Origin of the sequence: Sneathiella sp. P13V-1 (assembly GCF_015143595.1) — a bacterium.
Lineage (GTDB): Bacteria > Pseudomonadota > Alphaproteobacteria > Sneathiellales > Sneathiellaceae > Sneathiella.
Genome location: NZ_WYEU01000002.1, coordinates 869,006 through 892,800, shown reverse-complemented (window position 1 = coordinate 892,800; position 23,795 = coordinate 869,006). Strand labels below are relative to the sequence as shown.

The window sequence follows — 23,795 nt, the reverse complement described above, 5'->3', positions numbered from 1 at the left end:
TGGGGAAGGAGTTTGGTTAAAGAAGGGACACATTAGGGCATTTATGAGGCATTTAGCCTTTTTCTGCTTCTCTTCTGCGACCGCGTAATTCTTTAATCACAGCAATTTTTTCTTTATTTCCCATGAGCGCCCATCCACCAATTTCATGGCGGGTCCGGTAGCAGCCAAGACAATACTGATTATCAAGATCCATTGTACACACACCGGTGCAGGGTGAGGGGACATCATTGTTCATTTTTTTTGTTATGATTTTGTGGTCCATACTACTCAACTTAAGTCTTTAACAAGGTTTCCAAGGCATTGAAGGGCAGCAGAACACAGAGATGCCGGCTTTTATGTTCTCTAACGGCGTCAAAATGTTCCAACTTCTCCCAGTTTTCCGGGAACTCCTCCGCCCCTTTGGCTAAAATCTCCTGAACGACAGATTTTATTTTTTGTAGTTCATCAAGATTCAATCCAACTGCATTTTCCGCAAGCAACGATGCAGACGCCTGACACAGAAGACAGGCACGGTTTTCCTGTGCAAGTTCCGTTATTGTCCCATCGTCAAGACGTACCTGTATGGTAATGCGATCACCACAAGTTGGATTATCTAATGTAATTTCAGCATCTGGATTTTCAAGCTTTCCGGCACCAGTGGCTGCAGCGGCAAGGCGCATCAGGTTCTTTTGATAGAGTTCTTCAATCACTACTATACCTCTACTCGCTGATCAGCTTTTCTTATCCAATGCAGCTTTTAGCATTTGCGGAGTATCTATATCGGTAAAAATGGCATCGCTGTCAAATTCGACACCGTGGACCAAATGGTCGTTTTCACTGATGATTGCTTTTGCGCCCATGTCGCCGCTGATTTTTTCCACTTCATCGGCAAACTGTGAAGAGAGCAGTACGGGATTACCCCTTTTGCCTTTAAATGTCGGGACGATAATGGCCCGGCCTTCAACAGGATCAAAAGCATCAATCATCTGCTGGAATTGATCTGGTGTCACAAAGGGCATATCACCAAGGCAAACAATAATCCCTTCATACTTATCCTGAAGAGCTTTCATTCCGGCCTTCAATGATGTGGATAAACCTTCCGCATAGTCTGGGTTTTCAATCATCTGAATGGGCATATCCCAAACCAGACTTTTGATCTGATCGGCTTCGTGGCCGGTAACCATGGAAATTTGCTCAACGCCTGTATTTGCCAGATTTTCTGCCACGTGCCGCAAAATGGGTTTGTCATCAATCAGGGCCAACAGCTTATTTTCAGGGCCCATCCGCCTTGATTGACCGGCAGCGAGAATAAGAGCAGCAATTTTTGGTTTTTCTTTTTCAGTTTCAGGCAATTGTTTTCCTCTGGGTTGAGGACGTCCGGGAATTTCTTTTAACAATCCGCCTTCGCCCATTCGCATGATGTCTTTGGCCTTAACAGGGATCTCCGCCAGAAGTCGCTGTAACACCCAATCAAATCCGTTGAGTTTTGGCGATCGTGTACATCCCGGCATGCCGACAACAGTTGTATCCCCAATTTTACCAAGGAGAAGGAGGTTTCCCGGGTCCACAGGCATGCCGAAATGTTCAACGTCACCACCGCTGTTTTTGATCGCGGTTGGGATGACATCCCGCTCATCAGTGATAGCTGACGCCCCGAAAATAAGAATGATCTCAGCCCCATCTCGAACAAGGCTGTTTATCTCAGTTCCCAGGTCATCTTCATGATGACTGCAGGTTGCCGTTCGCCAAAGATGATTGCCACACGCCTCTAATCTGTTTTCAAGAACAACCGTAGATTTGGTTATCAGCTTGTCTGGCGTATTGGGAAGCAGGGTGGAGATGAGCCCAATTTTCTTTTTCTTAAACGGGTGAACCTGAATAAGAGGTGTTTTCTTCTTTTTCGCTTTCTTTTCAGCCTTATCCAGAAATTTCTGTTTTGTCGAAAAAGGAATGATTTTGATAGTGGCAAGCATCTGACCTGATGTCACCATATCCATATTGTTTACTGTTGCAATGGTAATGGATGGATCAATTTTATTTATCTTTTTCAATAGCTTGCTATTGATCTCTACAACACCATCTGATTTTGAGGTGATGTTGGAGCGACCTGTGAAGGGAGGACGTACGTCCACTTCCGCACCGGCTGAAATCACCGCAATTTTGTAAGCGGCATCGTTCTCGTCCACATCATCGTCTTCAAGTCTGGCCGCGAGGACGGTTTGTTCACCCGCTGCTTTAATTGCCTCTAGATGTTCTTTAGTAAGGACAGTCCCTTTTTTTAAAATGCCACACTCGCCTGCTTCAACAGCGTGAGCAAGGAAAGCCCCTTCAGCATCTTCAAGATCCAGTCGATCAAAGATCATCTGTTGATCCTTTACGCAAGATTGCTGTGATTTCCGCCATGATAGATATGGCAATTTCAGCAGGGGATTGTGCCCCGATATTCAGGCCAACCGGGCCATTAATCCGCGCCAAATCATCTTCGGTAAAACCTTTGTTAGTCAGGCGTTGATGGCGTTTAGCATTGGTGCGGGTGCTTCCCAAGGCACCGATGTAGAAGACATCTGATTTTAATGCCGCTTCCAATGCCGGATCATCCAGTTTTGCATCATGTGTAAGCGTCACGATAGCAGTGCGGCGATCAGGGGCTAGTTCATCCATAGCCTCATCTGGCCAGCGGTCATCCAGATGGACATCGGGAAACCGGAAAGTGGAGCCAAAGCTGCGGCGTGGATCAATAACCGTGACGTCATAGCCTGAGGCTGCAGCCATAGGGGCAAGCTTTTGTGCAATATGCACAGCGCCAACAATGAACATGCGCAAAGACGGGTTATGGATGTTTAAGAACCACTTGTCTTCACCATCTTCAAATTCAGTTGGCTTATCCCGGCGGAGTGCTTCACGAGCAGCTTCAAGAAGCGGATTGATCTCATCCGTTTCAAACGGAAATAAAAGTTGTGAGTTGCCATCATCAACGTGGGTTGCGACGACAACCTGACGCTTGGCTTCTTTCGCCTCAGCCAGTTCTTTAAGTAATTGCAAGTCCATGAGGCACTCTAATTCACAGTTTCAACGAAAATTCGGATTTTGCCACCGCAGGCAAGGCCCACTTCCCACGCTTCATCATTGGTCACACCAAATTCCAGCATCTTATGTCCGCCTTCTTCCATGAGGGTGATCGCCTCTTGAATAACGGCACCTTCAACGCAACCACCACTGACGGAACCCACCATTTGACCGTCATTATCAATGGCGAGTTGACTGCCAATGGGACGAGGGGCAGATCCCCAGGTTTGGACAACTGTAGCTAGGGCAACCCGTTTGCCGGCTTCTTTCCAGCTAAGGGCTTGAGCCAAAACATCATCTTTGACTGCTTTATCGAGCATATTATTCATGCGATCAGTCTCCTTGTGTTGTCGGTATTCGTGTCAGGTTGGGACAAAATCTCAGAAAGGTCCGATAGACTTTGTAGATTGTGCACGGTACGGAAAATATCTACATGGGGCAGGATGGCTTTAATGCCCCGGGCTTTAGGTTCGAACCCATCATAGCGAAGCAGGGGATTAAGCCAGATAAGTTGACGGCAGGATTTGTGTAACCGTTCCATCTCAGGTCCCAGAATGTCTGCTTGATCCCGGTCCAGGCCATCAGAAATAAAGAGTACAACAGCACCTTGCCCCAAAACCCGGCGAGACCAGTATTTGTTGAACTCTTCAATAGTGCTGCCGATACGGGTGCCGCCAGACCAGTCTTCGACTTTTTCACTAACCGCGTCCAAAGCCTCGTCCACATCGCGGTAACGCATATATCTTGTGATATTGGTAAGCCGCGTTCCGAAAACAAATGTATGAACTCGGTCCCGGTCATTAGTGATGGCGTGGAGAAAATGAAGCAGCATACGGCTATATTGGGACATGGAGCCGGAAATGTCGCACATGATCACCAAGGGCGGGTGTTTCTTAATGTTGGTTCGATAGCGAAGTGGGATAGTGGCACCGCCTGAACGTAGCGCGGCTCGTAATGTTCGGCGCATATCAATACGGTTGCCAGAACTCCGCGCAACAAGACGACGGGTTCTCACTTCACGAATAGGCAGCTTTAGGGATTGCATAGCCTTTTTGGCTTCTTCCAATTCCTCTGTGCTCATATCCTCGAAGTCTTTTTCCTGCAAAAGCTCACTTTCTGACGTGGTGAGTTCTGCATTTATCTCAACTTCTTCATTTTCCTGATCATTATCGCTATCTGGTGCCTCATCAGGAGCAAGGGCCTGAGACAGTCGTTTTGAAATCTCGTCTTCATCGCCTGAAACTTTATCGAGATAAGTGGTGGGAAGCATCATATCCATCATCTTCTTCAAGATGTCCGGGTTTTTCCAGAAGATATGAAAAGCCTGATCAAAAAGAGGCCACTGATCATGACGATTGACGAAAACCGAATGAAGGGTCCAATAGAAATCATCCCGCCGTTGAAGGCCTGCACATTCGACGGCACGCAATGCTTCAATCACGCGGCCGGGGCCAACGGGAAGGCCTGCGCGCCTTAACGTTCGTGCAAAATGCAGGATATTTTCAGCAAAGGTTCCCGCTTCGTTGGCTGTCTCAACGGGATCAGCCTGCGGTGTCACCGGAACTCTCCAGTTCCTGATTGATCTGGGTCAGAATTTCAGCTGCTTCTGATCCCTGCATCTTGGCAATATCATCCTGATATTTCAGGAGCACCCCAAGTGTGTCATTGATAACCGCCGGATCCAAAGAGATTGTGTTCAGCTCGGTCAGGGCATTGGTCCAGTCAAGACTTTCTGCAATGCCGGGGAGCTTAAACAAGGACGGATCCTCACGCAGTTTCTGAACGAAGGCGACAATCTGTGCCGTTAAGCGTTCATCTGCGCCCGGGATCTTACGGCGAATGATGTCTTTTTCACGCTCCGCATCCGGATAATCAACCCAATGATAGAGACAACGCCGTTTAAGGGCGTCGTGAATTTCACGGGTCCGGTTTGACGTAATAATAACTATCGGTGGTTCAGCCGCTTTAATTGTGCCAAGTTCCGGGATCGTAATCTGAAAATCTGACAGCACTTCCAGCAGATAGGCCTCAAAAGGCTCGTCCGTACGGTCTAGCTCATCAATCAGCAGAACAGGTGCGCCTTTACCTGTATCTTCAAGCGCCTGAAGAAGAGGGCGCTTAATCAGGAACTCATCTGAGAAAATATTTTGGCCGAGGGTTTTCTTGTCAGTCGTCTCTGTTGCTTCTGAGAGGCGAATTTCAATCATTTGCCGTGCATAGTTCCATTCATACACAGCGGAAGAAACATCCAGCCCTTCATAACATTGCAAACGGATGAGAGGGCGGTCCAATTGATCTGCCAACACTTTTGCAATTTCAGTTTTACCAACACCCGCTTCACCTTCCAAAAACAGGGGGCGCCCCATTTTTAACGACAGAAACAACACGGTCGCAAGACTTCGATCTGCAACATAGTTTGCTTCTTTAAGGAGAGTTTCAACCGCATCAATGGAAGAGGGAAGAGTTGAAGGCATTCTATCTACTCGTTGGGTTATTTGGGCTTATATAAATTATGGTTTTCAGCCCTCACATCAACAGGCGCCCCACCTTTGTGTGTCACAGGCTACAGAATTGGGGAAAAGCCAAAACTTTTCCCCGAATTTTTGCTTAAGATGCCGCATCCACGGCACGTGCTGCCATGACACTGATCAAATGCGCACGATATTCAGATGATGCGTGAATATCTGAGTTCAGATCATCAGCTGCTGTAGAAATACCGCTGATGGCATCTGATGAGAAGTTGCCTGAAAGTGCTGCTTCCATGTCGCCCTGACGGAAAACACAAGGTCCGGCGCCTGTCACGGCAACCCGTGCACCACCAGCTGTCTTTGCCACAAATACACCGACCAACGCAAAACGTGACGCTGGGTTCGGGAATTTGGCATAGGCTGCTTTTTCTGGAATTGGGAAGGAAACTTTCGTGACCAATTCACCGTCTTCCAAAGCCGTTTCAAACAGATCCACAAAGAAATCATCAGCAGGAATGCTGCGTTTGTTTGTGTGAACTGTTGCACCAAGTGCCATCAGTGAAGATGGATAGCATGCCGCCGGGTCATTATTGGCAATGGAGCCGCCAATTGTGCCGCGGTTACGAACCTGCGCGTCACCGATGTTGGATGCCATATCTGCAAGGGCAGGGATCGCATTTCTAACATCTGCGGAAGTCGCAACAGCTGCGTGGGTTGTCATTGCGCCGATAGTAACTTCACCACCAGAGACCGTAATTCCCACCAGATCTGAAATCCCGCCAAGATCAACAAGTTTATCAACCTGCGCCAAACGAAGTTTCAAGGTTGGCAGGAAGGATTGTCCTCCTGCCAGATACTTATCATCCTCGCCAACAGCGGCTGCGGCTGCGTCAATGCCCGAAGGGCGTTCATAGTCAAAACTGTACATTGTTTTTTATCTCCCTTCTTATGCGCTTTGCGCTGCACGCCAGACTTTCTCTGGTGTCGCAGGCATGTCGATTTCCTTACCCAATGCATCAGTGATCGCATTCATCAGTGCTGCAGGGGCTGCTATGGCACCAGCTTCACCGCACCCTTTCACACCAAGCGGGTTGCTTGGGCATGGGGTGTTTGTTGCTTCCACTTTGAAGTTAGGCAGGTTATCTGCTCGTGGCATACAGTAATCCATGTAAGAGCCTGTCAATAGCTGGCCACTGTCATCATCATAGACAACTCCTTCTAGCAGCGCCTGTCCGATACCCTGGGCAACACCGCCATGAACCTGACCTTCAACGATCATTGGATTGATCACGTTACCGAAATCGTCAGCTGCGGCCCAATCGACCACCTCAACAATACCGGTTGCCGGATCAATTTCCACTTCAGCAATATGCGTTCCTGCTGGGAACGTAAAGTTAAGCGGATCGTAGAAAGCATTTTCAGCTAGGCCTGGCTCCAGATCTTCCGGATAGTTGTGCGGAACATAAGCCGCAAAAGCCAACTCACCGATTGTCATCTGTTTGTCGGTACCCGCGATGGAATAAACACCTTGATTGTGTTCAATATCATCTGCAGATGCTTCCATCAGATGGGCAGCGATCTTCTTGGCTTTATCAACGATTTTATCAGCAGCCTTCACAATAGCGGAACCACCAACAGCCAGAGAACGGGAACCGTAAGTACCCATACCAAATGGTACCTTGGTTGTATCACCGTGAACCACTTCGATGGATTCATATGGAACACCAAGTTTATCGGCGACCAGCTGGGCAAAGGTTGTCTCATGACCCTGACCATGGCTGTGGCTACCTGTAAAGACAGTCACGGAACCTGTTGGATTGAAACGAACTTCTGCGCTTTCCCAAAGGCCAACACCAGCACCCAAAGAGCCAACAGCCGCAGATGGCGCGATACCGCAAGCTTCAATATAAGCAGCTGAGCCGATACCGCGGAGTTTACCGCGTGAGGCGCTTTCTGCTTTACGAGCCTGGAAACCTGCATAATCAATCATGTCTTTTGCAAGGTTCATGGTCTGAGGATAATCACCGCTGTCATATGTCATGATAACCGGTGTTTCATAAGGATAGGCATCAGGTGCGATGAAGTTCTTCATGCGCAATTCTGTTGGATCCATATTCATGTCGCGCGCGGCACGTTCCATCATGCGTTCCACAACATATGTGGCTTCTGGACGGCCCGCACCACGGTAGGCATCAACCGGAGTGGTGTTTGTGAACATCGCCTGAACTTCCGCATAAATGCATGGCATTTTATACTGACCATTCAGCAACGTTGCATATAGATATGTTGGCACGGCAGAAGCAAATGTGGACAGATACGCGCCCATATTGGCAAGGGTTGAAACGCGGAAGCCAAGAATATTACCGTCTGCGTCAAACGCCATTTCAGCATGAGTTGCATGGTCACGCCCATGGGCGTCCGTCAGGAAGGCTTCTGAACGGTCGGCAGTCCATTTAATTGGACGACCAACACGTTTTGAGGCCCAAATTGTTGTGGTTTCTTCCGCATAAACGAAGATTTTACTTCCGAAACCGCCGCCAACATCTGGAGCAATGACTCGAAGTTTGTTTTCAGGCGCTATATTCACAAATGCAGACAGGATCAGACGTGCCACATGGGGGTTCTGACTAGTCGTGTAGAGTGTATATTCTCCAGTCCCTCTATCATATTCGCCAAGGGCCGCACGCGGTTCCATCGGATTTGGGGCGAGACGGTTATTGATCAAATCCATCTTCGTGATGTGGGCTGCATTTGCAAAGGCCGCATCAACCGCTTCTTTATCACCCAATTCCCAGTCATAACACTGGTTGCCCGGTGCCTCAGGGTGGATTTGCGCGCCACTGGCAGCTTTACGCACATCTGTGACAGATTGAAGCTCTTCATAGTCAACTTCGATCAGTTCGGCGGCATCTTTTGCTGCCTGAAGGCTTTCAGCCACAACAAATGCAACCTGATCACCTACGTGTTTTACGCTGTCTGTTGCAAGGCACGGGTGAGGAGGGGCCGCATGGGGGGTGCCATCTTTGTTACTAATGCCCCAGCCACAAATCAAACCACCCACAGCATCGGCTGCCATATCGGCACCTGTGAAGATGTCTACAACACCAGGGGCTGCTTTCGCTGCGGTCAGATCGATTGAGTTGATTTTCGCAAACGCATGAGGCGAGCGAAGGAAATAGCCATAACACTGGCCAGCTTTATTGATATCATCCAGGTAATTGCCGTTACCTGTAATAAAACGTTGGTCTTCTTTACGTACGACAGATGCGCCGATCCCGTTTTCTACTGACATTTATCACCCTCCCATTTTCTCCGATGCAGCTTTCACTGATTTGACAATATTGTGGTAGCCGGTACAGCGGCAGATATTGCCTTCCAGTTCGTGACGGATTGTGTCCTCGGAAGGGTTCGGGTTGCGGTTGACCAGATCAACAGCGCTCATGATCATGCCCGGCGTGCAGAAACCACACTGCAGACCATGATTCTCTCTGAAAGCTTCCTGCATAGGGTGAAGTTTGTCCCCATTTGCAAGGCCTTCAATAGTCGTAACGTCCGCACCGTCAGCCTGAACTGCCAGCATTGTACATGATTTCATGCTGCTGCCGTTCACATGGACAGTACAGGCACCACACTGGCTGGTATCACAGCCAACATGTGTACCGGTAAGACGCAAATTTTCACGGATAAACTGAACTAAAAGTGTATTTGGTTCCACATCTGCGGTGACACTTTTTCCGTTTACCGTCATCGTAACGGTTGTCATTTGGTATCCTCCCTAGCTCCAAATTTTTCATCTTCGCGATGTCCGGGAATGTTCCAGCCCCTTAACTTTATTTTTGGGAACATTACCCGTCTGTTTTTTAGTGTCCTCATCTTTGACCTTATGGTCAAGACAAAGAAAAATGAATTACACTAATTCTAAGAATTTCCCTGCGTCAAAAAATACAGGATAGCGGCGACAACAATAGCCACGGGAATAAGAATGGATGGCTTCATCCAACCTGCAGGTTGTTCAGGTTCTTGTGGTTCAGGTGTCGCGGACTGAGTTGGTGCCACATTTTCTGCCTGTGCCGGTTCCGGCGTCGTTTCTGCTGCGGCAGATGTTTCTGTTTCTACCGCGGGTGCTTCTTCTGCGGCACCCGTGCTGACTAGCTCATTGAAGTTTGTGAAAAACTCACCAGCCAGTTTCTTTGCAGTGCTGTCAATCAGACGGGAGCCGATTTGCGCCATTTTTCCGCCCACAGATGCTTTCACATCATATTTTAAAAGCGTTCCACCATCAGCTTCAGTCAAAGACACATCGGCACCACCTTTACCAAAACCAGCAGCGCCGCCTTTACCTTCACCAGTGATGGTGTACCCATTAGGTGCGTCAATATTGCTCAAGCTTACCGCTCCCTTAAAAGTGGCTTTTACAGGGCCAACCTTGACTTTAACCTTGGCGGTGAAGGATGTGTCGCTGTCTTTTTCGATTTCTTCACATCCGGGAATGGCTTGTTTTAGAATTTCAGGATCGTTCAACGCCTCCCACACTTTTTCCTTTGGGGCATTGATCAATTCTTCGCCGTGCATTTCCATGCGAGACACCTCTCCATTTGTTTTAATCGAATTTAACCGCTCATTCCAAATGCCGCAAGGGCCTGCACGAGGTTCTGTTTCACCATATGGAATTTGAACGTTATATTGTGATTAAGAGCACATTAACCATTACATTCTACTTTAGCCTAAGCATTATTTTCAGGGAAGTCATCATGCGTCCAGCAATACGTTCCACATTTGACATTGTCGCCTGGTATAAAAACCGGGCTTCCAGCGATGAAGTCATCTTAATGCCGTCCGCATTGCTGAAAATGCTGTACCTTTCTCAGGCAGTTTATGTGGCCGAAAATGACATGGCGAAAATGATGCCAGCGACGTTTCTTGCAACTGACGTTGGACCGATCGAACCGGATCTATACCTCAGCATGGATTATGTGGAACTGGAAGATCCTGTGACACCTGACGATGATGTGGAAGATGTTCTACTGGCCGTATGGGATATTCTTGTATCAGAAGGGGAAGAGGGGATTGATACAATTCTGTCCTTGGATAATGCGATCAACAATGCTCGCGAAAAATCCCGCAATAGTGAAATCGACATTGCGGAGATGGCAAAGGCCTATCCAGCAGGTATTGCGTCTATTCGTGATAAGGGAAGCGTGAACCGTTTCCCGGATGGAAGTTCCTTTAAAAACGAACATCCAAGTTTGGATGCTGCACCAACGGCTGATCAGGAAGTTATGTTCACAGCAGACGGACGTTCAGTAACCCGCTGGGCACCAAAGCGCAAAATCTCCACAAAGAAATAATTATTTCTTTTTCATTTTTGAAAAACGCTTTTTAAGGTCTGCGCAGTAATCTTCCTGCGTTTTTCCAACGCTGTCCGTTATCCAATAAATATCGTAATTGTCGTAGATATTGGCTTCTTCCTGTCCCTTTTCTCCAAAGCCAATGACAACAATCTTACCTTCCTTGCCTGCAAGATGACGGGGAACAGCGCGGTCTTTGAGAACGTGTCCATTCCCAGCAATTAAGAAGCGGCGGTTGCTATCACCTTCACCAGTCAACATTTGCTGTGCCATGAACGCATCTTTTTGCATCTGAACCGTTGTCATAGGTTTGATGGCCTGTTCAGGTAATAAACCACAATGCCCTTCGCGGATGTCATCCTGTAAATCACTTTTCGCGCTGTCTGATAAGGCATCATTGTTGAAACTGGTTTTCTTCAATTCTTTGATAGGCAGGCTACCATATCTGATTTCTGCGCCTTTATCTCGGGCGGTCCCAAAAAGGGGTGCGTAATAGTTCCAATCCGGCCAGCCGGATTTCTCCCAAACCAGTGCTTTTTCAAATGCACTCAGTTCTGTTTTACCAGCGTTGAAATCATCAATCGCTTTGCTTTGCGTTGATTTCAACATTTCAAAAACGACGACATCACCTTTATTTAAATTCTGCTTCAGGATTGCTGCTTGAACTTTGTGATGCTCAGGATTGTCGTGCTTTTCCCCAATGAGAACGAAGTCCGCTTTTTGAATGCGATCTCCGATATCACTGAGTTTCACACTGTTATCAATTGAAGCAGATAGTTTGTCATCCGGGTGTGTACATCCAGCTGCAACAAGCGACAATCCTATCATGGATGCCATGAAAATCTGCTTCATTTTGAAACCTCTAGTAAACCAGAAGAAGGGTGATACCGAATAAGAGCAACACAATGGAGACAGCGGTGCCAGATGCGGTCGTTCTCGACATCGCACCAAGTCCAGCATGGGTTTCCCGGCTTTTCTCGATAATCCAACTGATAACAGCTTGTGACGTTTCCAGAATCCACACATAGGCCGTGTTAATGGCAGTGCCCAAAAGAATAGCAAATTTTTTCAACGGTCGACGATAGATCCAGTCAAAATCAAGGGTGCGTGTATCTTGTGGTTTTGGATAGTGGCCGAACTTCAGGCAACCTGCGAAGACAACAGCTGCAAAGACAATCAGTTGAAGCTGAGTAACCACATGGCTTGCGGTGTAGACGTGATAATCCATTTCATACGGCAACAAGGCAAAGAAGGCAGTCGGGAAAACACCAATGCCAATTGCAAGAACTGCCAAAAACCCCATGGCCAGCAGCATATGAGTTGGCGCTTCTTTAAGTTTCATATCGCCGCCGGATTTGAAGAAACCCAATACCGGAATTTTAAGGCCCACATTGTCAATAACAGCAACGGCACCGAACAACATTACCAGCCAAAGAATGACCATCTTGCCATCAAGAGCGGCCGACAGGATCAGGCTTTTAGATGCGAACGCCGCAGTGAGTGGGAATGCCATAATGACCAGCGCGCCGATGACGGCAAAAGCTGTTGTAAGTGGCATCCCTTTATAGACATTACCAAGCTCTGTGATCTTGGCTGTACCGGAGCGGTAAAGCACAGCGCCCGTCGCCATAAACAGAAGACAAGTATAGAGAATACTAACAGTTGCATGTGCTGCGACACCGTTTAGGGCAAGTTCAGTGCCAATACCAACCCCAATGACCATGAAACCTTGCTGGCTATTCATGGAATAGGCGATGGTTCTGCGAAGATCATTTTCAAGCGTGGCATGGAAGATGGGGAAGACCACCATAATACCACCAATGATCAACAGAAGATCTTCACCCGCAAACACACGTGCCAAGGCATAAACAGCCAACTTCGTCGTGAAGGCGGATAGAATAACGGTGCCAAAGACGGTGGCTTCGGGGTAGGCGTCCTGTATCCAGTTATGAAGCAAAGGAAAGGCTGTTTTAATGCCGAAGGCTATCAGGAATAACCAACTGGCAAGAGAATCTAGCTCCATGGGGCCAACGGCCATACTACCGGTCTCATAGGCGTAAAGCACAATACCGGCGAGCAACACAACACCACTTGTCACCTGAATGATCAGATAGCGGATACCAGCTTTATACGCCCGTTCGTTACGGCTTGCAAAAATCAGGAATGCAGAAGAGATCGCCGTTAGTTCCCAATAGGAGAAGAGGGAGATCAAATCCCCTGCAAAGACGGCAGCAATGGCGGCACCTGCATAAATGAGTGTGGCAACCTGTTGCTGTGTGTCTTTAACGTGCAGTCCATATAGAAGCCCCGCAAAAGCCGCGATATGGAAGATCGTACCAAATACACGGGCAAGGGCATCAATCTTGGTCAAGACTAAAGAGAAGCCCAAAATTTCAACTTCGCCAAAACTGCCAAGACCAAGCGACCAAGTGTAGTAGAGACCTACGACAGGCAAGGCGAGCAAATACAAGTTGCGAATAAAACCACTTGTGAAAGGGACAATCAGCGCCCCCAAAATAAGGATCAGGCCGGGGTTCAGACCATCAATCATAATAGTCCTCCCGCACTGTCAGGAAGTGGGAAAACATGCGACCAATTGTCAAAACCGCCATCATGCCAATGGCTGCGTACAAACCGTAAAACACAGGAACTTCTTCTGCTTTCGTGTAAGGATGTGTCTCATAGAGGATGCCAAGCAGGGACAGGATGTCAGGCAGAGCCATAACAGCCGCCAAAGCAATCAGCCAATAGAACAGGCGATCCTTATTCTCGTCTTTTTCAAACCAGTAGGTTTTGTTTTCTTTATCAGACATTTCTACAAATCCTTATGGCGTCAGAATAGGCAGCAAGAATTGGTAAATAGGATCTATGAAGAAGAATAGAACCAGACATCCAAATGCTGTCACAACAGGCGGCGCCACACACAGAAGCGGAGCTTCCTGAATACTTGCGCGGGTAATGAAAGATTGCTCCTGACCAATTGGGGTTTCGGGATCTGATTTTCCAAGTGGTGGATAGAAGAACCCGCGAACAACAATCGGCATCAAATAAGCAATATTGAGAAGTGAACTGATCAGCAGCACAGCAAGTACGACAAGCTGCTCCGCTTCCACAGCGCCCAGCATGATATAGAATTTCGCCCAGCTTCCCCCCAAAGGCGGAATACCAATAATACTGAGACTTCCGATGAAGAAGGCAAAGAAGGTAAATGGCATCTGGCGGCCAAGTCCACGCATATCGGAAATTTCAGTTTTCTTCGTCGCTGTATAGATCGCACCCGCACAGAAGAAGAGGGTGATTTTACCAAAAGCGTGCATCACAATTTGCATCGCGCCGCCTGCCATCGCCATTGGTGTCACCAAAGATGCCGCAAGAACAATATATGCAAGCTGACTGATGGTGGAATAAGCAAGCCGGGCTTTTAGATTATCCTTGGTAAGCGCAACTGTTGACGCTGCGAGCAGCGTAAAGGCTGCAAGCCACATCAGAATTTCAGTTGCTACCTGTCCGTTCAGGAAATCGATACCGAAAATATAGATCACAACTTTCAGAACCGAAAATACGCCTGCTTTCACAACGGCAACGGCGTGCAACAATGCACTCACTGGTGTTGGGGCCACCATGGCAGAAGGCAACCAACGATGAATTGGCATCAAAGCGGCTTTACCAATACCATACATGAAGAGGAACAACAGAATAGCCGTGACCAATGGTGTGGCATGACCCGCCAGAATACCGCCCGGTGTGAAATCTGTTGTGCCTGTTAGGACCCATGTCCAGATGATAGCTGGCAAGAACAGGCCAATAGACGTACCAAGCAAAATACCAAGATAGATACGCCCGCCTTTCAACGCGGCGTCATTACCTTTATGGGTCACCAACGGATAGGTGGAAAGGCTGAGAACCTCGTAGAAAATGAACAACGTCAGTAAGTTCTCAGCGAAAGCAATACCCATAGCTGCGGAAATGGCTATTCCGAAGCAGATGTAAAAACGGGTCTGCTTGGGCTCTCTGTTTCCACGCATGTAACCTATGGAATAGATCGAGTTGATGATCCACAAGGTGGAGGCCACCATCGCGAAGATCATACCCAGTGGTTCAATTTTGAAGGCGATTTCCAAACCGGGTAGATTGGAAATTAACGAATACTCAGGTGCTCCGCCATTCAAAACAACCTGTAATAGGCTGATAACATTCAAGAATAGCGCACCCGCAGTCACCAGGGTTACTGTTTCACGAATGTTAGGCGCAGAACCTGCGAGGGCAATGCCAACACTGCCAATTAGTGGAATGACGAGCGCAAGTGCGACTTGAAGATCAGGTGTCAGCATTATTTTGCTCCTCCCATCAGGAAGGATGCTGCGCTTTCAGCAAATCCGATATTCAGACTCGTTTCAATACCGAAATAGAAGCTCGCAAGAATAACAATCCAACATGGAACAACCAGTGACAAAGGTGCTTCTTTACGCGCTGTACCCTCAGGGGCAGGGCGGAAATACATAATCTCTACAACTCGCCAAATATAAATCACTGCAAACAGTGAGGAGATGAGCATAGCAATGACCAAGCCGTATCCAACGAAGTCTCCACGCTCCAAAGCGGCCTGAACCAGATACCATTTACTGATAAAGCCCGGTGTGAGCGGAACACCGATGAGAGCCAGTCCACCCAAGACAAATCCGAACGACGTGATTGGCATTCGCTGCCCAATACCAGCAAGATCCTTGATGTACGTGCTGCCTGCCACAAAGAACATGGCCCCAACAGACAGGAACAGACCTGTCTTTACAATAGCGTGGTTGAACATATGAACGATACCGGCAACCAGACCTGCTTCGCTGGCAAGGGCAATACCAACTGTCATATATCCAAGCTGCGCCACACTGGAATAGGCTAGCAATCGTTTCAGGTTGTCTTGGAAGATAGCCACAACTGACATGGATAAGAATGCAGCGATGCCAAGAGGCAGTAGCATGGATGTCAGCGGGAACTCCCCAAAACTGAAATCTGCGCCAAAAACAGTGTAGATAAAGCGGATCAGAAGATAGACAGATACCTTGGTTGCGGTACCCGCGAAGAAGGCTGTGATAATGCTTGGCGCATATGTGTAGCCATTTGGTAGCCAAATATGGAACGGGAACATAGCCAATTTGATGGCAATACCCACCAGCAAAAACGCAACTGCGGCCCTTAAGGGTGTCGTTCCAGAAATTCGGTCAAACTGCGATGCGATATCGGCAATGTTCAGTGTACCCGTCATGGCATAAAGGAGGCCCACACCGATCAGAATGAACGTCGCACCGATTGTGCCCATGATAAGGTACTGAAACGCAGCCGTGAGCGCGCGCTTATCGGTTTTTTCGCCCATGGAGATCAACACATATGAAGACAGGGATGTGATCTCCAGGAAAACGAAGATGTTAAAGGCATCACCAGTGATGGTAATTCCCATCATACCTGCCAGAGCCAATAGATACGCACCGAAGAACATACCCAAGCGACTGGCTGCGACCTCATTCAAAATGCTTTCACGGGCATAAAACAGAACGGCGGTGCTAATGCCGCTGATGATCAGCATGACAAAAGCGCTTAGCGGATCAACGACATATTCAATACCCCAAGGAGGCGGCCATCCCCCAAGTTCGTATGAAATGGGACCATGTGTATTAACATGAATGAGTAGATCAATGCTTAGCCAGAACGATGCGGCACTTAAAATAGTGGCAAGGGCCCATGGCAAAACAGGGCCACGGAACACGGCACTGATAGGGGCACCCATCAGCGGAATAAGAATAGCTAAAACGGGGGCTTGGGAAAACAAGGCGCTCATTTACTTGTCTTCCTCCTGTAGAAGAATTTCATCTTCATCAATCGTACCGAAACTTTCCTTAATACGAACAATCAACGCAAGGCCAAGGGCAGTCGTTGCAACCCCCACCACAATGGCCGTCAGAATCAAAACATGAGGAAGAGGATTGGAATAGATCACACCATCTCCCTCTAGCAAGATCGGTGCGGTACCGTCCTCAATTTTTCCAAGGGATATATAGAAAAGGAAAACGGCGATCTGGAAAATAGACAAGCCAATCATCTTCTTGATGAGGTTCGATCGGCTCATAACCGTGTACAAACCAATCATCAAAAGGATAACGAAGATCCAATAATTAAAATGATCAAAAAACATATTCTCTGCCGCCCCGATCAATGTCCGTTACTATCTTCGATTTCGTCAGGACGACCCGCAAAACCGAAGAAAATGGCGAGCATGGCAGCTGTCACTGTTATGCCGACACCAAGCTCAACAAGCAAAATACCTAGATGCTGGCCTGCTACAGGCGTTGATCCTAGTACGTTGTAATCTAGGAAATTTGCGCCCATTAACATGCTGACAACACCGACCCCTCCATAAAGCAGGACACCGGCGGCCAGAAGAAATTCAACAAATCGTGCTGAAATGAGCTGTTTTAGATTATCCAATCCAAAGACCAGGGAATAAAGGATGAAACCAGCTGCAAAGATTACGCCGGCCTGAAAACCGCCCCCCGGTCCAAAATCGCCATGGAACTGTACATACAAACCAAAAAGCAAAATAAAGGGGATCAGCAGTTTCGAGACCACATGGGGCACGATGTCGTGTAGACTGCCTTTCTGATCGGGATTAGTTGGGTTTTCTATCGGCTCTTCTTCACGTCGTGTGTGTCTCTGTCGTAAGATCATCAGAACCGCGATCCCAGCAGTGAAAATAACAGTAACCTCACCGAAGGTATCAAAGCCACGATAACTAGCCAGAACTGAGGTCACCATATTGGGAACACCAATTTCATTGGGGCTTACATTAATAAAGCGATCTGTTAGGCGACTTGTTTGAACCGGCGTATCAGGGCTACCAATGACCGGAAGGTCCAAAGTTGCATAGATCAACAGTCCGCCGACTGCCAATGAAACCAGCAAGGGCAATGGGGATTTCTTGGACCTTGTTTTTTCCTTTGATCCCACCATCGCCAGAGTGCCAAGGTATAGTACTGTGCTGATCCCGGCGCCCACGGCAGCCTCGGTGAAGGCAACATCGACTGCGTCCAATGTGACAAAGATAAGCGCCACAATCAGGCTAACCGCGCCGAGCAACATCGTAGCAACAAACAGGTTGCTCACATATAAAACCCCCAATGTTCCAGCTATTAGAAGGAGCATCAGGAAAATGTCTGTAAATTCTTCCATTAACGATCTCCTTCTTCTGATTTGTTTTCGTTTTTAGTTTCAGAAGTGGAAAACCCATCCATGCGCGGTTTCAAGCCGGCGACAAAAGTGGCCTGCGCAAGGGCATAAGTTGCTGTCGGGCTTGTAAAAAACAGAAATGCGACAATGAAAAATAATTTTACTGTAACGAGCGTAAAGCCACTTTGTAGCGCTAAACCACCCAATATCAAGAAAGAAGCAAGGGTATCTGCCATACCACCCGCGTGAATGCGGGAATAAAGATCAGGAAATCTAAGAAGTCCTAACCCGGTAATGAAAACAAAGAAACAACCGCCTAAGATGGCTGCCCATGTGAGTATATCAAGTATCAAATCCATAACTACTTATCCCCTCCTGATCTAGTACGGGAGAGGCCGGTTTTCAGGCTTCCAAATTTGAAGTATTTGAGAACAGCAAGAGTGCCGATAAAATTCATTAACGCGTAAACAATGGCGAGATCCAAAAAGTCTGGGCGTCCGTTCATAAAGCCCACAACAGCAATCAAAAGTACTGTTTTGGTCCCAATTGCGTTTACGGACAAAATACGGTCGTAAGCGGTGGGGCCCAGTAATGCACGACCAAGGGCCATGGCAATGCTGACCAGAATGGCAATGGCGGCTACTACGTAAATAATCATGCTTCCCTCATCACCCGGGTAACGCGTTGATCCATTTCTCCAGATTTAACGCCGTCTGCGGTACCTTGTGTTAGCGCGTGAACAAGGACCGTATCGTCATCCAAATCGACAGTAACTGTCCCGGGTGTCAGGGTAATCGAGTTTGCGTAAATTACTTTTCCCAGATCACTTTTCTGGCTGACTTTACTTTTAAACATACTTGGCTGGAGATATTTGCCAGGGAACAGGACACATTTAGCGACATCAATATTTGATTTCACAATTTCCCAGAAAAGCCAAAACCAGTAACTGACTATTCCGGGGTTTAAGTGTATCGGATGCCCTTCATGGTCAATCACATCCATACGCCGCGCAATGATTGCAACAAGTATACAAGACGCTATGCCAAAACCAATTAATAGCGGTGTGTAAATACCTGAAAATAATAGCCATACGGCAAAAGTAACCAAAATCAGACTTATTAGTCTCACTTCTCTCCACCCTGTTAAATCGTCGACTTTCCCTTTGATCGCACTGTGTATGCCATGAGAGGCGCCTTCTCGCAAGAAGATAGCACCTAAAAGCAGTGTCGTTCACAATATGACTATTTGACTATTCGGAGATATAGGCGTTTCATAAGACAGTACAATTGACGAACTAATCTTTTTTCAGAAATAGTTTATTATTTAGATTAGGTCCGATGGGAGAACTATTGCGTTTGATTTCTATTTGGATTAGATTTACATTAAAATTAACTTAACCTAATATTAGGGATAATATATAGTTAATTGGTACTACGTCTTGGGGGAGACGAACTTATGACGGGAGTGGGAGTATCCAAATGTCAGCAAAAGTGGACGCAATGCAGGATAAGGCTGCTGATAATGTAACCTATCTTGCAGGCGAAGAGAGTTTCGAGTTAAAGGGGCGAGTGAAGTGGTTTAACACAACAAAGGGATTCGGTTTTCTGGTCCCTGAGGAAGGAAATGGCGATATTTTCTTCCATCTATCTTGCCTTCGGGAAAGCGGTCATGAATTTGTGGCAGAGGGGGTCACGCTGAGCTGTCAGGTTGTGCGTCGTGACAAAGGGCTGCAAGCGATAAAGATTTTAGATATTGATACTTCAACCGCGGTACCTTTCTTGCCAAGCCCCATTGAACCCAGCAATATCGCAAAACATCCCGTTCTAAAGGGACAAGGGGATTTTGTGGATGTGGCTGTAAAGTGGTTTGATCCTATTAAAGGATATGGGTTTGTCACCCGCGGTGAAGATACACAGGATATCTTTATTCATATGGAGACAATTCGAAATGAAGGCTTCTTACCTGTACAGGCAGGTCAATCCCTGAAAGTGCGAATTGCAGATAGTGACAAAGGTCCGCAGGTTGCCGAAATAGAAAAACCTGATTAATTGCTCTGTTACTGAAACGGCCTCTGACTTGTTCAGAGGCCGTTTCTTTTTGCTTATTTTACTTCGATCGCGTAATCGGCAACCGGTAAGGCTTTTTTGATAAGTCCTGATTTTTCCAGGAATTTTGCAAAGCGATCATAGCGGTTAGTGTCCAAGGCTGCTGGGCGCATTGCAAGGCGCGGAAGAGTATCTTTCCATGCGCGACGGTTTAGCTCATCATCCAGTTCTTTGTTGTTTTTAATAAACAACTCCCATGACGCTTTGGGGTGGTTCAGGATGTACTGTGTTGCTTCTTCAAGGCTATCCAGAAACGGACGGAAGCGCGCATCATCAAGGTTTTTGTTGTTTGCCACAATGATCAGCTCATCATATGACGGAACACCTTCTTCTTCAGGATAGAAGGCTCGTCCTGGATAGCCTTCGATATCCATCTGGTTCAGTTCAAAGTTCCTGAACGCCCCAATAACAGCGTCGACTTTCCCCGCAAGAAGCGACGGTGACAGGCTGAAATTCACGTTGATCAGTTCAATATCTGAAAGGGCCAGTCCTTCTTTTTCAAGCATGGCTTTCAGAAGGGCATCCTCGAACCCGCCAACAGAGAAACCAACTTTCTTTCCCTTCAGGTCTTTAATGGATTTAATCGGGCTGTTGTCCAATACAACAAGGCTATTAAGCGGTGTCGCGACGAGGGTGCCGATACGTTTAAGTGGCAGGCCTTCACCAACTTGAACATGAAGCTGAGGTTGGTAGGAGATTGCAAGTGGAGCTTTACCCGCAGCCACCAATTTAGGCGGATCGTTTGGGTCTGCAGGAGCAATAAGTTCAACCTCCAGACCGTTCTTTTTAAAGATGCCGGCTTCTTTGGCAACAATCAGAGGTGCATGGTCCGGATTTACAAACCAATCCAATAATACAGTGAGTTTCTCAGCTGCATTGGCAGGACTGGAAATAAGAAGGGCTGAGAGACAAGCCGCGGCGAGTGCGGTCTTGGATTTCAGAAGTTTAATCATGAAAGGGTTTCCTGTTCAGTTTCCCAGTTGAGATAGCGTTTGACGATAAAATTAATAATGTAAAACAATGATATAGAGATAATTGTGAGAGTAATAAGTGCAGCAAAAAGAAGATCAGTTTGCATGCGCCCATTAGCGTGAAGCATCAGATACCCAAGACCTGAAGACGATCCTACCCATTCGCCCACAACAGCACCGATAGGAGCAACAGCGGTTGCCACGCGAATGCCAGAGGCAAGTGACGGCAAAGCGAAAGGGATCTTGATATAACGATACAGTCTAATGACGTTTAAGGCAGCGGAGGCTTCCCCACTGGCCTGCATGATGTGGGCAATTTCCTTCCAATCGCTGGAGGTGCGATTAAGGCCATCCAGAAATCCAACAGTAACCGGGAAATAGATGATCAGGGTCGCCATGACGACTTTTGACGTCATGCCGTAATCAAACCACAAAACTAAAAGCGGTGCGATGGCAAAGACAGGAACAGCTTGGCTCGCAATCAACAAAGGTAAAACCCAACGTTTGATGCCAGGGTGCAAAGATACTATCAATGCAGAAATCATCCCAGCAAGTATTCCAAAAAATAAACCTAGCAGGATTTCAACAAGTGTTGTGGTGGCATGAGGCAGAATAATGTGGAATTTCTGCCAAAGTGTTGTGAAGACGAGAACGGGGCTCGGCAAGATGAATTTTGGAAGCTCAGTTGCCCAAGCAATAAATGCCCAGATTAAAATCAACCCTCCAAATGTGATCGATATGCGAAGTGCCTTTCCCATAATCAGGTCTTCTCCATACCAATGATAGAGAGGATTTCTGCATAGGCCTGTTGTAGATCGGCGTCGCTAACCTCCCTCGGTGTTGTTTCTGATAACCCATCTATTTTGAATAGCTTCGGATTACGCCCAGCGAGTACCAGGACCTGATGTCCCATTCGTAGTGCTTCAAGTGGATCGTGGGTGATCATTAATACGGTTCGCCCAGAGAGTTTCTTAGCTGTCAGATTTTGTAAATCATGTCTGGAGATGGCATCCAAAGCAGAGAAAGGCTCGTCCAGCAGAACGAGAGGGGCATCTTCCATTAATGTTCTGGCCAAAGCTACGCGCTGTCGCATGCCGCCTGATAATTCATCAGGCTTTTTACTTATTGCATCCGATAAACCAACGTCATTCAGCAGTTCTTTTGCTTTGGCAAGATTTGCAATCTTTCCCCTTAATTTCTCTCCAATAATGACATTTTGTAGACAATCCGACCATGGAAGAAGGAGGTCTTTTTGCGCCATATAGGCAACGCGCCCCTTAAGAGGAAGGTCATCAGAAGTCTCAATCTTGTATTCAGCAATCCCCTCAAGAGAATTGCTCAGGATACGAAGGATAGAGCTTTTGCCAACACCGCTTGGGCCTAACAGGCATGTGAATTTCCCTGCAGGTAAATCCAGAGAAATATCTTTAAGGATGGTGGTCTGGTCGAAACTGAGCGAGTTCAGCCGCAAGAGAACTTCCAGCGGTTTTGCTGGCAGGTCACCCTCTGTTGCCATAGACAAGCGGCGTGATGTATCTTCAACAACCATGATGCTCTCGTTCCTACGCAGGTACTAACCTGATCAGGTACAGGGGTCGTTCCGTTCAGAACCTCTCAGCCACCATGGCTCCCCCCGAGGAGTTGGTTCAATATAAGGATACAAATTCTGATGGCAAAGTATTTATTGCAGAATTATGGCTCTCTTTTTTTGGGTATTCTGTTCGCATGTTTTTTCTTTTCATCCTCGGCCACAGCTGAAAACGGTAGGGTGGTTGTATCTGGTGAGAATAGAGAGGTTACCGTCCATGTTGAGCTTGCCAAATCACCAGAGGAAAGATCCGAAGGGCTTATGTATCGGACAGAACTTGCCGAAGGGTCTGGGATGCTATTCGATTTCGAAAAACCGACAATTGTTTATTTCTGGATGAAGAATACGCTGATCCCCTTGGATATGGTTTTTGCGGATACCGAAGGGATAGTTGTTAAGATACATGAAAATGCTATACCTCACGATTTGACAACGATCACGTCAGGAACTCCGGTTAGATGGGTGTTGGAGGTTCCGGGGGGCTTCGCCGGAAAAAAGGGGATGCAGGTTGGAGACATTTTGACCTATCATTCCCTGCGAGATTGATATTCAGGATAACAAGAATGAAAAAGACTGAAACCCCAATGGATAATATTCCAGAAGGATATGTTCAAGGTGATGGGCGAGGAGAGTTTACCATACGAAATGGCCCCTTTTATGAAAAAAGAGTGGGTTCTGAAATCATCCGGGGCTTTCGAGTTGATGATCGCCATCTAAATGGTCTCAATTTTGTTCATGGGGGCATGTTGATGACTTTTATGGATTCGGCGCTTGCCAGAACAATCTTCCATGCTTCTGATAAACGAGGCGTCACTCTCAAAATGAATTCTGAGTTTCTTCTTCCTGCCCGAAAAGGGGATTGGATTGAGGCACATTGCGAACTGGTAAGAGAGACTCGAAGTCTCGCATTTGCACGCGGAGAATTAAGGGTTGGCCACCGTGCAATATTTAAGGCAGATGCGATATTCAATTTCCTGAGGCCCAGAAAATAGCCGTTCTTGGATGAAAACGAAAAAAATTTGAATTTTTTTTTAAAATCGCTTGCAGGGTTACGA

General features: G+C 47.2%; 28 protein-coding genes and 1 riboswitch. Of the genes, 4 read left to right on the top strand and 24 right to left on the bottom strand.

The window, feature by feature from the left end; all coding sequences use genetic code 11:
• Positions 1–52 precede the first annotated feature (52 nt).
• The 11 genes from GUA87_RS11265 to GUA87_RS11215 all read right to left on the bottom strand — a co-directional run bounded on the left by GUA87_RS11265 (position 53) and on the right by GUA87_RS11215 (position 10,091).
• Positions 53–235 (bottom strand): DUF1289 domain-containing protein, encoded by a 183-nt coding sequence (locus GUA87_RS11265; RefSeq protein WP_193716647.1) that lies wholly within the window; start codon positions 233–235, stop codon positions 53–55.
• 37 nt (positions 236–272) lie between these two features.
• Complete coding sequence (locus tag GUA87_RS11260) at positions 273–689, bottom strand: iron-sulfur cluster assembly scaffold protein (RefSeq protein ID WP_193716646.1); 417 nt, start codon at positions 687–689, stop codon at positions 273–275.
• Between the two features lie 21 nt (positions 690–710).
• Entirely contained in the window at positions 711–2,342 is a 1,632-nt protein-coding gene (locus GUA87_RS11255; RefSeq protein ID WP_193716645.1) for an NTP transferase domain-containing protein, read from the bottom strand.
• Positions 2,332–3,027 carry an XdhC family protein gene (locus GUA87_RS11250; protein WP_193716644.1) on the bottom strand — a complete coding sequence of 232 codons (696 nt, stop codon included), beginning with the start codon at positions 3,025–3,027 and terminating at the stop codon, positions 2,332–2,334. Before GUA87_RS11250 ends, GUA87_RS11255 begins: the two co-directional genes overlap by 11 nt.
• An 8-nt stretch (positions 3,028–3,035) precedes the next feature.
• Positions 3,036–3,365 (bottom strand): XdhC family protein, encoded by a 330-nt coding sequence (locus tag GUA87_RS11245; RefSeq protein ID WP_193717033.1) that lies wholly within the window; start codon positions 3,363–3,365, stop codon positions 3,036–3,038.
• A gap of 5 nt (positions 3,366–3,370) precedes the next feature.
• The gene (locus GUA87_RS18220; RefSeq protein WP_193716643.1) at positions 3,371–4,603 is read right to left on the bottom strand and encodes a vWA domain-containing protein; all 1,233 of its coding nucleotides are present in this window, start codon (positions 4,601–4,603) and stop codon (positions 3,371–3,373) included.
• A complete protein-coding gene (locus tag GUA87_RS11235) occupies positions 4,587–5,519 on the bottom strand; it encodes an AAA family ATPase (protein WP_193716642.1) in 933 nt (310 codons plus the stop codon). The genes GUA87_RS18220 and GUA87_RS11235 overlap by 17 nt, the downstream gene beginning before the upstream one ends.
• Before the next feature lie 133 nt (positions 5,520–5,652).
• Positions 5,653–6,441: an FAD binding domain-containing protein gene (locus GUA87_RS11230; RefSeq protein WP_193716641.1), complete on the bottom strand. Its 789-nt coding sequence runs from the start codon at positions 6,439–6,441 to the stop codon at positions 5,653–5,655.
• 18 nt (positions 6,442–6,459) lie between these two features.
• Positions 6,460–8,805 carry a xanthine dehydrogenase family protein molybdopterin-binding subunit gene (locus tag GUA87_RS11225; RefSeq protein ID WP_193716640.1) on the bottom strand — a complete coding sequence of 782 codons (2,346 nt, stop codon included), beginning with the start codon at positions 8,803–8,805 and terminating at the stop codon, positions 6,460–6,462.
• 3 nt (positions 8,806–8,808) lie between these two features.
• The gene (locus tag GUA87_RS11220) at positions 8,809–9,276 is read right to left on the bottom strand and encodes a (2Fe-2S)-binding protein (RefSeq protein WP_193716639.1); all 468 of its coding nucleotides are present in this window, start codon (positions 9,274–9,276) and stop codon (positions 8,809–8,811) included.
• 155 nt (positions 9,277–9,431) lie between these two features.
• Positions 9,432–10,091, bottom strand: a complete 660-nt coding sequence (locus GUA87_RS11215) for a CoxG family protein (RefSeq protein ID WP_193716638.1) — start codon at positions 10,089–10,091, stop codon at positions 9,432–9,434.
• A 173-nt stretch (positions 10,092–10,264) separates the two neighbouring features.
• Here GUA87_RS11215 and GUA87_RS11210 point away from each other — a divergent pair, with 173 nt between their 5' ends.
• Positions 10,265–10,861 (top strand): hypothetical protein, encoded by a 597-nt coding sequence (locus GUA87_RS11210; protein ID WP_193716637.1) that lies wholly within the window; start codon positions 10,265–10,267, stop codon positions 10,859–10,861.
• Here the strand turns inward: GUA87_RS11210 and GUA87_RS11205 are convergent, their stop codons facing one another.
• From GUA87_RS11205 to GUA87_RS11160, 10 genes are read right to left on the bottom strand one after another with little or no spacing between them, the layout of a single operon-like run.
• On the bottom strand, positions 10,862–11,713 hold the full coding sequence (locus tag GUA87_RS11205; RefSeq protein ID WP_193716636.1) for a ChaN family lipoprotein: 852 nt from the start codon (positions 11,711–11,713) through the stop codon (positions 10,862–10,864).
• A gap of 10 nt (positions 11,714–11,723) precedes the next feature.
• Positions 11,724–13,412, bottom strand: coding sequence for a Na(+)/H(+) antiporter subunit D (locus GUA87_RS11200; RefSeq protein WP_193716635.1), 1,689 nt, complete (start codon positions 13,410–13,412; stop codon positions 11,724–11,726).
• Entirely contained in the window at positions 13,405–13,674 is a 270-nt protein-coding gene (locus GUA87_RS11195) for a hypothetical protein (protein ID WP_193716634.1), read from the bottom strand. Before GUA87_RS11195 ends, GUA87_RS11200 begins: the two co-directional genes overlap by 8 nt.
• A 12-nt stretch (positions 13,675–13,686) precedes the next feature.
• A complete protein-coding gene (locus tag GUA87_RS11190; protein ID WP_193716633.1) occupies positions 13,687–15,192 on the bottom strand; it encodes a monovalent cation/H+ antiporter subunit D family protein in 1,506 nt (501 codons plus the stop codon).
• Entirely contained in the window at positions 15,192–16,691 is a 1,500-nt protein-coding gene (locus tag GUA87_RS11185; protein WP_193716632.1) for a monovalent cation/H+ antiporter subunit D family protein, read from the bottom strand. The genes GUA87_RS11190 and GUA87_RS11185 overlap by 1 nt, the downstream gene beginning before the upstream one ends.
• Positions 16,692–17,045: a cation:proton antiporter subunit C gene (locus GUA87_RS11180; protein ID WP_193716631.1), complete on the bottom strand. Its 354-nt coding sequence runs from the start codon at positions 17,043–17,045 to the stop codon at positions 16,692–16,694.
• A gap of 17 nt (positions 17,046–17,062) precedes the next feature.
• Positions 17,063–18,079 carry a Na(+)/H(+) antiporter subunit B gene (locus GUA87_RS11175; RefSeq protein WP_193716630.1) on the bottom strand — a complete coding sequence of 339 codons (1,017 nt, stop codon included), beginning with the start codon at positions 18,077–18,079 and terminating at the stop codon, positions 17,063–17,065.
• Positions 18,079–18,435 carry a monovalent cation/H(+) antiporter subunit G gene (gene mnhG / locus GUA87_RS11170; protein WP_193716629.1) on the bottom strand — a complete coding sequence of 119 codons (357 nt, stop codon included), beginning with the start codon at positions 18,433–18,435 and terminating at the stop codon, positions 18,079–18,081. Before mnhG ends, GUA87_RS11175 begins: the two co-directional genes overlap by 1 nt.
• Positions 18,436–18,437: 2 nt before the next feature.
• A complete protein-coding gene (locus tag GUA87_RS11165) occupies positions 18,438–18,734 on the bottom strand; it encodes a monovalent cation/H+ antiporter complex subunit F (RefSeq protein ID WP_227711834.1) in 297 nt (98 codons plus the stop codon).
• Complete coding sequence (locus tag GUA87_RS11160) at positions 18,731–19,204, bottom strand: Na+/H+ antiporter subunit E (RefSeq protein WP_193716628.1); 474 nt, start codon at positions 19,202–19,204, stop codon at positions 18,731–18,733. The genes GUA87_RS11165 and GUA87_RS11160 overlap by 4 nt, the downstream gene beginning before the upstream one ends.
• 350 nt (positions 19,205–19,554) lie before the next feature.
• On the opposite strand from GUA87_RS11160, the gene GUA87_RS11155 reads away from it, so the two are divergent.
• The gene (locus tag GUA87_RS11155; protein WP_193716627.1) at positions 19,555–20,124 is read left to right on the top strand and encodes a cold-shock protein; all 570 of its coding nucleotides are present in this window, start codon (positions 19,555–19,557) and stop codon (positions 20,122–20,124) included.
• 53 nt (positions 20,125–20,177) lie between these two features.
• Here the strand turns inward: GUA87_RS11155 and GUA87_RS11150 are convergent, their stop codons facing one another.
• From GUA87_RS11150 to GUA87_RS11140, 3 genes are all read right to left on the bottom strand, one after another.
• Complete coding sequence (locus GUA87_RS11150; protein WP_193716626.1) at positions 20,178–21,134, bottom strand: ABC transporter substrate-binding protein; 957 nt, start codon at positions 21,132–21,134, stop codon at positions 20,178–20,180.
• Positions 21,131–21,910, bottom strand: a complete 780-nt coding sequence (locus GUA87_RS11145; protein ID WP_193716625.1) for an ABC transporter permease — start codon at positions 21,908–21,910, stop codon at positions 21,131–21,133. Before GUA87_RS11145 ends, GUA87_RS11150 begins: the two co-directional genes overlap by 4 nt.
• A gap of 2 nt (positions 21,911–21,912) precedes the next feature.
• Positions 21,913–22,701 carry an ABC transporter ATP-binding protein gene (locus GUA87_RS11140; protein ID WP_227711833.1) on the bottom strand — a complete coding sequence of 263 codons (789 nt, stop codon included), beginning with the start codon at positions 22,699–22,701 and terminating at the stop codon, positions 21,913–21,915.
• Positions 22,695–22,796, bottom strand: a riboswitch (TPP riboswitch). Its footprint overlaps the gene before it by 7 nt.
• Positions 22,797–22,821: 25 nt before the next feature.
• Here GUA87_RS11140 and GUA87_RS11135 point away from each other — a divergent pair.
• On the top strand, positions 22,822–23,286 hold the full coding sequence (locus GUA87_RS11135) for a DUF192 domain-containing protein (RefSeq protein WP_193716624.1): 465 nt from the start codon (positions 22,822–22,824) through the stop codon (positions 23,284–23,286).
• Between the two features lie 17 nt (positions 23,287–23,303).
• Positions 23,304–23,732, top strand: coding sequence for a PaaI family thioesterase (locus GUA87_RS11130; protein ID WP_193716623.1), 429 nt, complete (start codon positions 23,304–23,306; stop codon positions 23,730–23,732).
• The last annotated feature ends 63 nt before the right edge of the window (positions 23,733–23,795 follow it).

Coding starts and splice junctions, on each gene's coding strand:
- GUA87_RS11265 (WP_193716647.1), bottom strand. CDS start 235: ATGAACAATGATGTCCCCTCACCCTGCACCGGTGTGTGTACAATGGAT.
- GUA87_RS11255 (WP_193716645.1), bottom strand. CDS start 2,342: ATGATCTTTGATCGACTGGATCTTGAAGATGCTGAAGGGGCTTTCCTT.
- GUA87_RS11250 (WP_193716644.1), bottom strand. CDS start 3,027: ATGGACTTGCAATTACTTAAAGAACTGGCTGAGGCGAAAGAAGCCAAG.
- GUA87_RS11245 (WP_193717033.1), bottom strand. CDS start 3,365: ATGCTCGATAAAGCAGTCAAAGATGATGTTTTGGCTCAAGCCCTTAGC.
- GUA87_RS11235 (WP_193716642.1), bottom strand. CDS start 5,519: ATGCCTTCAACTCTTCCCTCTTCCATTGATGCGGTTGAAACTCTCCTT.
- GUA87_RS11230 (WP_193716641.1), bottom strand. CDS start 6,441: ATGTACAGTTTTGACTATGAACGCCCTTCGGGCATTGACGCAGCCGCA.
- GUA87_RS11225 (WP_193716640.1), bottom strand. CDS start 8,805: ATGTCAGTAGAAAACGGGATCGGCGCATCTGTCGTACGTAAAGAAGAC.
- GUA87_RS11220 (WP_193716639.1), bottom strand. CDS start 9,276: ATGACAACCGTTACGATGACGGTAAACGGAAAAAGTGTCACCGCAGAT.
- GUA87_RS11215 (WP_193716638.1), bottom strand. CDS start 10,091: ATGGAAATGCACGGCGAAGAATTGATCAATGCCCCAAAGGAAAAAGTG.
- GUA87_RS11210 (WP_193716637.1), top strand. CDS start 10,265: ATGCGTCCAGCAATACGTTCCACATTTGACATTGTCGCCTGGTATAAA.
- GUA87_RS11205 (WP_193716636.1), bottom strand. CDS start 11,713: ATGAAGCAGATTTTCATGGCATCCATGATAGGATTGTCGCTTGTTGCA.
- GUA87_RS11200 (WP_193716635.1), bottom strand. CDS start 13,412: ATGATTGATGGTCTGAACCCCGGCCTGATCCTTATTTTGGGGGCGCTG.
- GUA87_RS11195 (WP_193716634.1), bottom strand. CDS start 13,674: ATGTCTGATAAAGAAAACAAAACCTACTGGTTTGAAAAAGACGAGAAT.
- GUA87_RS11190 (WP_193716633.1), bottom strand. CDS start 15,192: ATGCTGACACCTGATCTTCAAGTCGCACTTGCGCTCGTCATTCCACTA.
- GUA87_RS11185 (WP_193716632.1), bottom strand. CDS start 16,691: ATGAGCGCCTTGTTTTCCCAAGCCCCCGTTTTAGCTATTCTTATTCCG.
- GUA87_RS11180 (WP_193716631.1), bottom strand. CDS start 17,045: ATGTTTTTTGATCATTTTAATTATTGGATCTTCGTTATCCTTTTGATG.
- GUA87_RS11175 (WP_193716630.1), bottom strand. CDS start 18,079: ATGGAAGAATTTACAGACATTTTCCTGATGCTCCTTCTAATAGCTGGA.
- mnhG (WP_193716629.1), bottom strand. CDS start 18,435: ATGGATTTGATACTTGATATACTCACATGGGCAGCCATCTTAGGCGGT.
- GUA87_RS11165 (WP_227711834.1), bottom strand. CDS start 18,734: ATGATTATTTACGTAGTAGCCGCCATTGCCATTCTGGTCAGCATTGCC.
- GUA87_RS11155 (WP_193716627.1), top strand. CDS start 19,555: ATGTCAGCAAAAGTGGACGCAATGCAGGATAAGGCTGCTGATAATGTA.
- GUA87_RS11150 (WP_193716626.1), bottom strand. CDS start 21,134: ATGATTAAACTTCTGAAATCCAAGACCGCACTCGCCGCGGCTTGTCTC.
- GUA87_RS11145 (WP_193716625.1), bottom strand. CDS start 21,910: ATGGGAAAGGCACTTCGCATATCGATCACATTTGGAGGGTTGATTTTA.
- GUA87_RS11140 (WP_227711833.1), bottom strand. CDS start 22,701: ATGGTTGTTGAAGATACATCACGCCGCTTGTCTATGGCAACAGAGGGT.
- GUA87_RS11135 (WP_193716624.1), top strand. CDS start 22,822: ATGGCAAAGTATTTATTGCAGAATTATGGCTCTCTTTTTTTGGGTATT.
- GUA87_RS11130 (WP_193716623.1), top strand. CDS start 23,304: ATGAAAAAGACTGAAACCCCAATGGATAATATTCCAGAAGGATATGTT.